Consider the following 10,828-nt stretch of genomic DNA (forward strand, 5'->3'; position numbering starts at 1 on the left):
TCACGGCCTTGAGGGCCGCGAGGCTCGTGTTCGCGTCGATGCCGACGCCCCACAGGATGCGCTCACCGATCCCGCACTCGACGTACGCCGCGGCGCGCGCGCTCCCACCCTCCGAGAGCGCGTGCTCGGTGTAGTCGAGGACTCGCACGTCGACGCCCTCGGTCGAGAAGATGTCGAGGAGCGCGGCAATCGGGCCATTGCCCGTGCCCGTGCGCTGCACGGGCGTCCCGTCGATGCGGAGCGAGGCCTCGAGCGTCATCGTTCCGTCCTCGGCGGTCTCGGTGCTCACCGAGGAGAGCGCGAAGCGGCCCCACGCCTTGCCGCCGTCGACCGACGACGCCGGGAGGTACTCGTCGCTGAAGATGTCCCACAGAGTCGAGGGGCTCACCTCGCCCCCCGCGGTGTCCGTGTGCTGCTGGATGACGCGCGAGAATTCGATCTGCGCGCGCCGCGGCAGGTCGAGGTTGTGTTCGTTCTTGAGCAGGTAGGCCACGCCGCCCTTGCCGGACTGCGAATTGACGCGGATCACGGCCTCGTACGTGCGGCCGAGGTCCTTGGGATCGATCGGCAGGTACGGGACCTGCCACGTGAACTCGTCCACCGGGACGCCCGCCGCGGAGGCGTCGCGCTCGAGGGCCTCGAAGCCCTTCTTGATCGCGTCCTGGTGCGAGCCGGAGAACGCGGTGAAGACAAGGTCGCCGCCGTACGGCACACGCTCGGCGACGGGCAACTGGTTGCAGTACTCGACCGTGCGGCGGATCTCGTCGATGTTCGAGAAGTTGATCATCGGGTCGACGCCCTGGACGAACAGGTTCAGCCCGAGCGTCACGAGGTCCACGTTGCCGGTCCGCTCGCCGTTTCCGAACAGGCAGCCCTCGATTCGGTCGGCGCCCGCGAGGTAGCCGAGCTCCGCCGCCGCGACGCCCGTGCCGCGGTCGTTGTGCGGGTGCAGGGACAGGATGATGCCCTCGCGCGGGTGCAGGTTCCGGCTCATCCACTCGATCGAGTCGGCGTAGACGTTCGGGGTGGCCATCTCGACGGTGGCCGGGAGGTTGACGATGACCTGGCTGTCCGCGGACGCCTCGAAGATTTCGGCGACCGCGTTGCACACGCGCGCGGCGTACTCGAGCTCGGTGCCGGTGAAGGACTCCGGCGAGTACTCGTACGTGATGCGGGTGTCCGGGAGGGTCTCCTCGTACTTCTTGCACAGGAGCGCGCCCTGGACGGCGATGTCGAGGATGCCCTCCTCGTCGGAGTTGAACACGACGCGGCGCTGCAGCACCGACGTCGAGTTGTAGAGGTGCACGATCGCGCTCTTCGCGCCGACGAGGGCCTCGTACGTGCGCTCGATGAGGTGCTCGCGGGCCTGGGTGAGGACCTGGATCGTGACGTCGTCGGGGATGTGGCCGCCCTCGATGAGCTGGCGCACGAAGTCGAAGTCGGTCTGCGAGGCGGACGGGAAGCCGACCTCGATCTCCTTGTAGCCCATCGAGACGAGGAGCTTGAACATCTTGAGCTTGCGAGCGGGGCTCATGGGATCGATGAGCGCCTGGTTGCCATCGCGAAGGTCCACGGCGCACCAGCGCGGGGCCTTCTCAATGCGCTTGTCCGGCCACGTCCGGTCCGGCAGTTCGACGGTGATCTGCTCGTGGAACGGGAGGTAGCGGTGAACGGGCATGCCCGAGGGCTTCTGTGCGTTGCGCATGGTTTTACTCTAGGCCTTTCTCAAAGCTGGGATCCTCGTGGCCGGGCGTCACAAAACTCCGCGGCGGGGATCCGGCCTAGCTCTGGCGGATTCCGATCCGTCGGCAGCTACAGGGCCCCGCCACGGCAGCTAAGAAGAAGGCGCTGCGCAATGGGCACATCGACACGATAGCACGCACTGCTGGAGCGCCCACCGCGCTGTCACGCCCCGCGCTTAGGATGAAGCCATCCGAGCATGCCCTCAAGGAGGCACCATGACCGAAAGCACTGTCGCGCCGTCTGGCGTCGAGCGCGAGTACTTCGACAGGACCGTGCGTCCCCAGGACGATCTCTACCGGCACGTGAATGGCGCGTGGCTCCGGGAGACGGAGATCCCGTCCGACCGTGCGCTGGTCGGAACGTTCATCCAGCTCCGTGACCTCGCCGAGGAGAATGTCCGGGCGCTCATTGAGGAGCTCGCCGCCACCGAGCACCCCGCGGGAAGCGACGAACAGAAGATCGGCGCGATGCACGCCTCCTTCATGGACGAGGAACGCGTGGCGCAGCTCGGCGCCGCACCGCTGCAGGCGCTGCTCGCCGAGGTGGAGGCAATTGACGACGCCGAGGGGCTCGTGACGACGTCAGCGCGCCTTGGGCGCGGGGGCAGCGAAAGCCTGTTCGGCTACTATGCGGCCCCTGACGCGGGCAACCCCGAACGAGTTCTGCTCTATCTGTCCCAGGGCGGCCTCGGGCTCCCTGATGAGTCGTACTACCGGGAGGATCGCTTCGCGGAGGTCCGGGCCGCGTACAGCTCGTATCTCGCGGACATGTTCGCCCTCGTGGGCAGCGCGTCGCCCGCTGAGGACGCGGCCGCCGTCGTTCGTCTTGAAGAGCGGCTCGCCGCTCTTCATTGGGATCGGGTGACGCTGCGCGATCCGCAGAAGACGTACAACCTGTACACGGACCAGAAGGCGGCGTCCGAGTTCCCCTACTTCGCCGCGTGGGGCGAGGCCACGGGCGTTTCCGAGGCCTCTCGCGCCGAGGTCGTCGTGGGGAACCCCGAGTTCCTGTCCGGTCTGACTCCGCTGCTCGGCGAGGTCCCGCTCGAGGACTGGAAGCGCTGGCTCGCGGCCCACGTCATCTCGGCCGCCGCGCCGTTCCTCTCGGCCGAGTTCGTGGACCGGCACTTCGCGTTCTACGGGACCGTGCTGAGCGGCACACCCGAGAACAAGGAGCGGTGGAAGCGCGGGGTCGCGACCGTCGAGGGCGGGCTCGGGATGGCCGTGGGCAGGCTCTACGTCGAGCGCCACTTCCCGGCCGAACACAAGGAGGCGATGCAGCGCCTCGTCGCTGACATCGTCGAGGCCTATCGCGAGAGCATCACGGTGCTCCCGTGGATGGGCGCGGAGACACGCGAGCGCGCGCTGGCCAAACTCGATGCGTTCCGCCCCAAGATCGGCTACCCCGACGAGTGGATCGACTTCTCAGCCGTCGAGGTCGATTCCGAAGACCTCCTCGGCAACGTGCGGCGGGCACATGCGGGCGAGCTTGACCGGCTCCTCGATGAGATCGGCAAGCCCGTGGACCGCATCAAGTGGCTCATGACGCCGCAGACCGTCAACGCCTATTACCACCCGCTCATGAACGAGATCGTGTTCCCTGCCGCGATCCTGCAGCCGCCGTTCTACCACCCGGAGGCCGACGCGGCCGTCAACTACGGCGGGATCGGTGCCGTGATCGGGCACGAGATCGGGCACGGCTTCGATGATCAGGGCTCGCAGTTCGACGGCGACGGCGCGCTGCGCAACTGGTGGACGGACAACGATCGGGCCGCGTTCGAGGCACTCACCGCCCGGCTCGTCCAGCAATTCGAGGTGCTGTCCCCGGCCGAGGCGCCGGGCCACACCGTCAACGGCAAGCTCACGCTCGGCGAGAACATCGGCGACCTAGGAGGCCTCGGCATCGCGTTCAAGGCGTACCGGCTGCACCTCGGCGCGAACGAGGCCGCCGTGATCGACGGCTTCACGGGCGATCAGCGGTTCTTCGTCTCGTGGGCCACGGTGTGGCGGCAGGTCTGCCGGACCGAAGAGTCGATCCGGCGGCTCGCGATTGATCCGCACTCCCCCAACGAGTTCCGGACGAACACGATCGCGCGGAACCTGACGGCGTTCCAGGAGGCGTTCGGCGTGGCCGAGGGGGACAAGATGTGGCTCGACCCCGCGGAGCGCGTCGAAATCTGGTAGCCGGCCGAGGCCGCTGACGGAATGGCCCGGCATCCTCGCGGATGCCGGGCCTTATCTCTGCCCGGAGAGTGTGGGGCGGGAGTTGCTGTTCCCGAGACGGGGTTCAGTGGCCGAAGGCCGATTGGCACGTGTTGTCGGCGGCTGTTTGGGCCACAACGGTGTCCGGGGTCTTCGGCGTGTAGTGCGTGCCGGACGTGAAGTCCTGGCCGAGATACACCTGGACCCCGTTGATGTTCGCGGGGTGGACCTGGGACGACGGGATCCCGAGGGCCGCCGCGACGTCGTTGGCTACGTCGGCGAAGTTCGAGCCGTAGTAGACGTTCGTCGTCGCGACCGTCGCGGCCGTGAACTGGGCCGTCTTCGAGAAGCCCTGACTCGTGAGGAACTGCGTGAGCTCGTTCGCCCTGCCGGTGATGCCCGAGCCGTTCGCGACCGCGACAGGCTGGAGCGCCTTGTTGTAGGTGGGCGGCGCGCTCGTCGGCGCGGCGCTGGCCGTCCCGTTGGACGTCGGCGTCGGGGCCGCGGCCGCCGGAGCGGTCAGGTCGCGGTTGTCGCGGAGTCCCTGGAACAGGGCGGAGGCATCAGGCTCCTTGGCCTGGACGCGGTTCGGATCCGCGACGTACGGCTCCCACGGGACGGTGACGAACGCGACCTTGGCCAGATCGACCGCCTTGAGCCGGTTCGCGATCGTCAGCATGGTCTCCGGGTTGGCGAGGCCGCTGTCCACGGTGAGGTTCTTGGTGATCGTGTCCGCAATCGAGAGGAGCTTGGGCGCGTCCGAGAGCGTGCCGTCGGACTTGACCTTGCGGGCAAGCGAGGCGAGGAATTCCTGCTGGGACTTGATGCGGGAGATGTCGCTTCCGTTGCCTACCCCGTGGCGGCTGCGGAGGAACGCGAGCGCCATCTCGCCCTGGATCGTCGACGTTCCGGCCGGGAGCTTGAGGCCCGAGAGCGGATCGTCGATGGCGGCGTTGACGCAGACCTGGACGCCGCCGATCGTGTTCGAGAGGTCCTTGACGGCGTTGAAGTCAGCCACCATGAAGTGGTCGATCTGGAGCCCCGTGAGCTTGTTGATCGTGTCGACGGCGCAGCCTGGGCCCGCCTCGGCCATGGCCGAATTGATCTGCCCCATCTCCTGGGCCGGGTAATCCTTGTTGCTCTGTGGGTCGTGGCACTTGGGGATCGGCACCATGAGGTCACGCGGGAAGCTCGTCATCGACACGACCTTGTTGTCGGCCGAGATGTTCAGGAGGATCATGACGTCCGAGTTGCCGTACCCGGAGCTGTCGGCTTGCGAGCCGTAGGAGGCGTCCGCGCCCGAGCGCGTGTCCGTGCCGATGATGAGGATCTGCAGGGCGTCGGTCGCATCGTTCGTGGCGTCCGCCGTCGAATTGCCCGCGCTCAGAGGGGCCTGGTGAAGGTTCGACTGAAGCCTCCACGTCCAATATCCTGCAAACGCGATGACGCCGACGATTGCGAGGGCCACGACTCCCCCAAGAATCTTGACCCACAGTGCAATATGGCGTCGCGTTCGGGCATGACGCGCTCCGCCCCCTGATATATCCAAACCTCGCCCTCCGCTAGATGACACTCCGAACCATTTTACAGGGGCATCTGAGAGGCACCTGTGCGGGCGGGTCAGAAACCGAGGCGGCCGAGCTGTTTCGGGTCGCGCTGCCAGTCCTTGGCGACCTTGACGTGCAGGTCCAGATAGATCCGAGTCCCAAGCAGCGCCTCGATGCCGTGCCGCGCTCGAGAGCCGACATCGCGCAGGCGCTCGCCGCCGCGGCCGATGATGATCGCCTTCTGCGATGGGCGCTCGACGAAGAGATTCACCCGGACATCCAGCAGCGGGTTGTCCTCGGGGCGGTCTTCTCGAGGCACGATCTCCTCGACGACGACGGCGAGCGAATGGGGCAGCTCGTCGCGCACCCCCTCGAGTGCAGCCTCGCGCACGAGCTCCGCGACCATGACCGCCTCGGGCTCGTCGGTGAGCTCGCCGTCGGGGTAGAGCGGCGGCGACGGCGGCATGTGGCCCACGAGGACGTCCGCGACGGTCTCGACCTGATAGCCGTCTTGCGCCGAGACCGGAACCACGTCCGCGAAGCCGTCTCCCCCGAGTACCTCACGGCCCAGCGCGGTCACCGCGAGCAGCTGCTCCGCGAGGGCGCCCCGGTCGGCGAGGTCGGCCTTCGTGACGATCGCGACGATCGGCTTCCGGCCCACGCCGGCGAGCTGTGTCGCGATGAAGCGATCGCCTGGGCCGATGCGCTCGTTCGCCGGGAGACAGAAACCGATCGCGTCGACCTCGGAAAGCGTGTCGGCGACGAGGTCGTTGAGCCGCTGCCCCAGAAGGGTTCGCGGTCGGTGAAGCCCGGGGGTGTCCACGAGGATGAGCTGGGCATCGGCGCGGTGCACGATCCCGCGGATGGTATGGCGCGTGGTCTGCGGCTTCGCGGACGTGATCGCGACCTTCTGGCCCACGAGGGCGTTGGTGAGCGTGGACTTGCCCGCGTTGGGCCGGCCCACGAGGACCGCAAACCCGGCCCGGAAGCCGCCGTCGCCCGCCATCTTCTGCGCGTCACGGTCCTGCTCAGCCATGCTGTCTCCCTGTCGTCTCGTCATGATGGCGCTCTGATCCCGCGTGGTCGCCGTCCTCAGCGCCGTGCTCACGCTGGGGCTCCGCCCTCTGCGCGAGGAGGTGGCTCACGCGCTTGCGGCGACCCTCGAGGCGCTCGGCGGTGAGGCGGATGCCGTCGATCTCCGCGCTGCTGCCCACAATCGGAACCCTGCCGATCGCCTTCGCGAGGAGGCCGCCGGCGGTGTCCACCTCGTCGTCCTCAAGGTCCTCGTCGAAAAGCTCGCCCAGATCGTCGAGACTCATGCGGGCGCGGATGCGGAAGAGCCCCGGCTCGATCTCGACGGCTTCCTCGTCGTCCTCGTCGTACTCGTCGGCGATTTCGCCCACGAGCTCCTCGATGAGGTCCTCGAGCGTCACGAGCCCGGCCGTCCCGCCGTACTCGTCGACGACGATCGCGAGGTGCGTCGACTCCCGCTGGAGCTCCTTGAGCAGCTCGTTCACGGGCTTGGACTCCGGGACGAAGCGCGGCGCGCGTGAATGCGCCTCGACCGGCTCGTCCGCGGCTTCGGGGGTCTCGTGGAGCCGCGCGGCGACGTCCTTGAGATAGAGGACGCCGCGCACATCGTCGAGATTCTCGACGTACACCGGCACGCGCGAACAGCCGGAGCGGAGGAAGAGCGACATGGCCTGCTGGAGGCTCGAGCCGGCCTCGATCGCGATGACGTCGGTCCGCGGGACCATGACGGCGCGCACGCGTGTCTCGCCGAGCTCGAACACCGACTGGAGCAGGTCCGCCTGGTCCTCCTCGAAATCCTCGGAGTCGCTGGCCCGCTCGACGAACTCGCGCAGCTCGTCCGTCGAGTAGATCGCGTCCTCCTGAGTGGGGTCCGTGCCCGTCGCGGCGCTGCCGATCGACACGAGCCAGCCCGGGATGGGACCGAGGATGCGACGCAACCACGTGGTGAACGGGGCGGTGGCCGCCGCGACCGCGAGAGCGTGCCGGCGCCCGAGCTGGCGCGGAGAGACGCCGACGAGCAGGAAGCCAATGAGCGCCATGACGATCGTCGCGGAGAGCCCCGCGAGCCACACGTTCTCGAGCCAGCTCTGCATGAGTACCGCGACCGCGACGGCCGAGGCCGTCTCGAACCAGATGCGCCAGAAGCGGAGCGCGCGCACGTGCGGCACGGGTGAGGCGAGGATGACCGCGAGCGAGCGCGCGTGCCCCTGCTCGATGTGCTCCTCGGCGTCGTGACGTGGGAGGAAGGAGAGGGCGGCCTCAGCGGCCGTCAGGAGTGCAGCGAGCGCCGTGAACGCCAGCGCCATGGCCAGCAGAACGGCAATTGTCACGCCATCGTCTCTTTCGGGGCAGGCCGGCCGAGGAACTCCGTGAGCAGCTCGCGCTGGAGGCCGAACATCTCATCCCGGTCCTCAGGCTCGGCGTGGTCGAAGCCCAGAAGGTGAAGGATGCCGTGGGTCGCGAGCAGGAGCATCTCGTCCGCCGTCGAATGCCCGCCACGTCCGGCCTGCTCCGCAGCCACCTGAGGGCAGATCGCAATGTCGCCGAGCATGCCTTGCGGCGTGGGGCGTCCCGGGGTGCCTGGCGTGAGCTCGTCCATCGGGACGGACAGCACGTCGGTGGGACCGGGCTCGTCCATGAGCTCGAGGTGGAGGCGCTCCATGGCCGCCTCGTCGACGAGGAGCACCGAGAGCTCGGTCTGCGGGTGCAGCCACAGGCGGTCGAAGATGAACCGGCCGAGCCGGACGAGCGCTTCCTCGTCGACGGCTACCCCGGACTCGTTGTTGACTTCGATGCTCACGGCTCAAGCTTAGTCGGCGCGGAATGCTCGGACCCTGAGGCGCGGCGCCGATCGGATCGGAGGCGCGCACGCTCGGTGCGCGCGCGCTGCCGCTCGTCCCAGCGGCCATACGCGTTGACGATGTCCGACACGAGGCGGTGCCGCACGACGTCGGACGCGTCGAGCATCGAGAAGCTCACGTCCTCGATACCGGCGAGGATCTCCCGGACGATGCGCAAACCCGACGACGTGCCCGAGGGAAGATCGACCTGCGTGATATCTCCCGTGACGACCATCTTCGATCCGAAGCCGAGGCGTGTGAGGAACATCTTCATCTGCTCGGGGGTCGTGTTCTGGGCCTCGTCGAGGATGATGAACGCGTCGTTGAGCGTGCGACCGCGCATATAGGCGAGCGGAGCCACTTCGATGGTGCCCGCAGCCATGAGCCGCGGAATCGATTCGGGATCGATCATGTCGTGGAGCGCGTCGTACAGCGGGCGCAGGTACGGGTCGATCTTGTCGTTGAGCGTTCCCGGCAGGAAGCCGAGCCGCTCCCCGGCCTCGACCGCGGGCCGCGTGAGGATGATCCGGCTCACGTCCTTGTGCTGGAGCGCCTGGACCGCCTTGGCCATCGCGAGATACGTCTTGCCCGTGCCGGCCGGGCCGATGCCGAAGATGACCGTGTTCGCATCGATCGCGTCGACGTAGCTCTTCTGGTTGGCGGTCTTGGGCCGGATGGTCCGGCCGCGACTCGTGAGGATGTTGTGGGTGAGCACGTCCGAGGGGCTCGCGACCGTCTGCTCGCGGAGCATCGCCACGAGCTGCGCGAGCGAGGCCGGCGTGACGGGCGTCCCCCGTTCGGCGAGTGCCGTGATCTCCTCGAACAGCCGCTTGATGTGCGGCGCCTCCGCCGGCGGCCCCACGATCGTGAGCTCGTTGCCGCGGACGTGGATCGACACCGAGGGGAACTGCTCTTCGACGTAGCGGAGGGCCTCATCGTGCGGTCCGAGGATGTGGACCATGTCTTCGCCGGAGGCGAAGCGCAACACCTCAGTCCTAGTCGTGGGCGTCGTGTGCGGGAACTCCGCTGTCAAAATGCCTTTTCTCTCCTCATTCGGAACCTGTCGAACCATGCTACCGCTAGGTATCAATCCCGCATCACTTGGGCAACGAAACCGGCAGCGGCCACTCGGTAGACAGGTCGCTGTGTCAAGCTGGACCTTGCCCGGGGAGGCGCCGGCGGGGGGGTCCGCGTGCAACCCTGCCTTCTGGGTGCCCGCGCGGCGCCCAGCCACGAGCCCGGAGGACAGCCATGGCTACGCGTACCGCAAGCCCGACGCGCCGCAGTCGCACTGCGCTCGCGGGCTTTGCCGTGCTCGCCATCCTGCTCTCGGGGTGCACCGCAAGCGGCCAGCCGGCCCCGAGTCTCGCGGCGGGAGCGTCCCCAGCCATTTCGGGCGGCGGCGCCTCGGCCGCGGTCCCCCTCGAGACGTCTCAGACGTCCACCAAGTCGCCCGTCTACTGGCTCGGACGGGCCCGCGACGGCGTCTACCTCTACCGCGAGTTCCGCGATGCGACCGGCACCGAGAACCCGGTCGTGAAGGCGCTTCACCTCATGATGTCGGTCAAGCCGCTCGACGCCAACCTCTTCAGCCCGTGGCAGCCCCCCAAGAAGCTCGCCGCGTCGATCTCGGGCCACAACGTCATCACCGTCGACGTCTCCTCCGACGCGTTCAACAGCACGGTCGACGAGCAGACCGCGCAGCTCGCGGTCCAGCAGCTCGTCTACACCGCGACCGCGGCGGCGGCCAGCGCGGGAGTCATCGACTCTGGCCAGCCGGTCCAGGTCATGCTCCTCGTCGATGGACGCACGGACCAGCTCGCGTTCAACCGCGTGAAGCTCGGCCAGCTCATGCAGCGGGACCCGGCCATGGTCGCGCCCATGTGGATCATCGACCCGCAGGCCGGACTCGAGTCGGCGCACGCCCAGCTCGCGGTCTACGGCCGGAGCACTAGCCCCGGTGCTGACGTGTACTGGCAGGTCTCGCGCGCCGACGTCAAGACCGACAAGGGCACGCCGTACCTGAGCGGCCACGTGGTCGCGAGCCAGGCAGCCGACCCAGCGGCGGGCCAGTTCCGCTTCACGATCAACCTTCCTGCGGGCAGGTACGTCCTGCGGCTCTTCCCGAGCGACCCGGGGCCCGGCGACGCCACGGCCCTTGCGTGGGACTCGAAGGACTTCACCATCACGCCGTGACGGACCTCCGCTACGAGCCCGAGCGCGCGGGCCAGCGGCCAAGCCGATCCCCCGCGATCGCGAGAGCCGCGGGCCCCGCGGTCGATGAACGCAGCACATGAGGCGCCAAGAGCGCAAGACGCGCACCCGCGGCCGTGAATCGCTCGATCTCGGCGGGCGAGATGCCGCCCTCCGGCCCGACGATGAACAGGACCTCGCCGTCGGCCGGCGCTCCTTGTGCCGTGAACTCGTCGAGGAGCGCGCCCAGCGGCTCGGTCGCGTCCTCGTG

9 protein-coding genes are annotated in these 10,828 nt (G+C 68.2%); 2 read left to right on the top strand and 7 right to left on the bottom strand.

Going from position 1 to position 10,828, the window contains the following annotated elements; genetic code table 11:
- Nucleotides 1-1,705 (bottom strand): 2-isopropylmalate synthase (gene leuA, locus ACLN58_RS12010; RefSeq protein ID WP_415855492.1); only part of this gene is annotated, 1,705 nt, incomplete at its 3' end.
- A 253-nt stretch (nucleotides 1,706-1,958) separates the two neighbouring features.
- Between leuA and ACLN58_RS12015 the strand changes: the two genes are divergently transcribed.
- Entirely contained in the window at nucleotides 1,959-3,926 is a 1,968-nt protein-coding gene (locus ACLN58_RS12015; RefSeq protein WP_415855493.1) for a M13 family metallopeptidase, read from the top strand.
- Between the two features lie 103 nt (nucleotides 3,927-4,029).
- Here the strand turns inward: ACLN58_RS12015 and ACLN58_RS12020 are convergent, their stop codons facing one another.
- The 5 genes from ACLN58_RS12020 to ACLN58_RS12040 form a co-directional block, all read right to left on the bottom strand.
- A complete protein-coding gene (locus ACLN58_RS12020) occupies nucleotides 4,030-5,412 on the bottom strand; it encodes an LCP family protein (RefSeq protein WP_415855494.1) in 1,383 nt (460 codons plus the stop codon).
- Nucleotides 5,413-5,564: 152 nt separating this feature from the next.
- On the bottom strand, nucleotides 5,565-6,527 hold the full coding sequence (era, locus tag ACLN58_RS12025; RefSeq protein ID WP_415855495.1) for a GTPase Era: 963 nt from the start codon (nucleotides 6,525-6,527) through the stop codon (nucleotides 5,565-5,567).
- On the bottom strand, nucleotides 6,520-7,854 hold the full coding sequence (locus tag ACLN58_RS12030) for a hemolysin family protein (RefSeq protein WP_415855496.1): 1,335 nt from the start codon (nucleotides 7,852-7,854) through the stop codon (nucleotides 6,520-6,522). The genes era and ACLN58_RS12030 overlap by 8 nt, the downstream gene beginning before the upstream one ends.
- Complete coding sequence (ybeY, locus tag ACLN58_RS12035; protein ID WP_415855497.1) at nucleotides 7,851-8,324, bottom strand: rRNA maturation RNase YbeY; 474 nt, start codon at nucleotides 8,322-8,324, stop codon at nucleotides 7,851-7,853. The genes ACLN58_RS12030 and ybeY overlap by 4 nt, the downstream gene beginning before the upstream one ends.
- On the bottom strand, nucleotides 8,321-9,436 hold the full coding sequence (locus ACLN58_RS12040; protein WP_415855498.1) for a PhoH family protein: 1,116 nt from the start codon (nucleotides 9,434-9,436) through the stop codon (nucleotides 8,321-8,323). The genes ybeY and ACLN58_RS12040 overlap by 4 nt, the downstream gene beginning before the upstream one ends.
- 179 nt (nucleotides 9,437-9,615) lie before the next feature.
- Between ACLN58_RS12040 and ACLN58_RS12045 the strand changes: the two genes are divergently transcribed.
- Nucleotides 9,616-10,560: a GerMN domain-containing protein gene (locus ACLN58_RS12045; RefSeq protein WP_415855499.1), complete on the top strand. Its 945-nt coding sequence runs from the start codon at nucleotides 9,616-9,618 to the stop codon at nucleotides 10,558-10,560.
- 10 nt (nucleotides 10,561-10,570) lie between these two features.
- Here the strand turns inward: ACLN58_RS12045 and ACLN58_RS12050 are convergent.
- Nucleotides 10,571-10,828: 16S rRNA (uracil(1498)-N(3))-methyltransferase (locus ACLN58_RS12050; RefSeq protein ID WP_415855500.1), on the bottom strand; the 258-nt coding region annotated here is incomplete at its 5' end.

This window comes from Sinomonas sp. G460-2 (assembly GCF_047759905.1).
Classification (GTDB): domain Bacteria; phylum Actinomycetota; class Actinomycetes; order Actinomycetales; family Micrococcaceae; genus Sinomonas.

Coding starts and splice junctions, on each gene's coding strand:
- ACLN58_RS12045 (WP_415855499.1), top strand. CDS start 9,616: ATGGCTACGCGTACCGCAAGCCCGACGCGCCGCAGTCGCACTGCGCTC.
- era (WP_415855495.1), bottom strand. CDS start 6,527: ATGGCTGAGCAGGACCGTGACGCGCAGAAGATGGCGGGCGACGGCGGC.
- ACLN58_RS12040 (WP_415855498.1), bottom strand. CDS start 9,436: ATGGTTCGACAGGTTCCGAATGAGGAGAGAAAAGGCATTTTGACAGCG.
- ACLN58_RS12015 (WP_415855493.1), top strand. CDS start 1,959: ATGACCGAAAGCACTGTCGCGCCGTCTGGCGTCGAGCGCGAGTACTTC.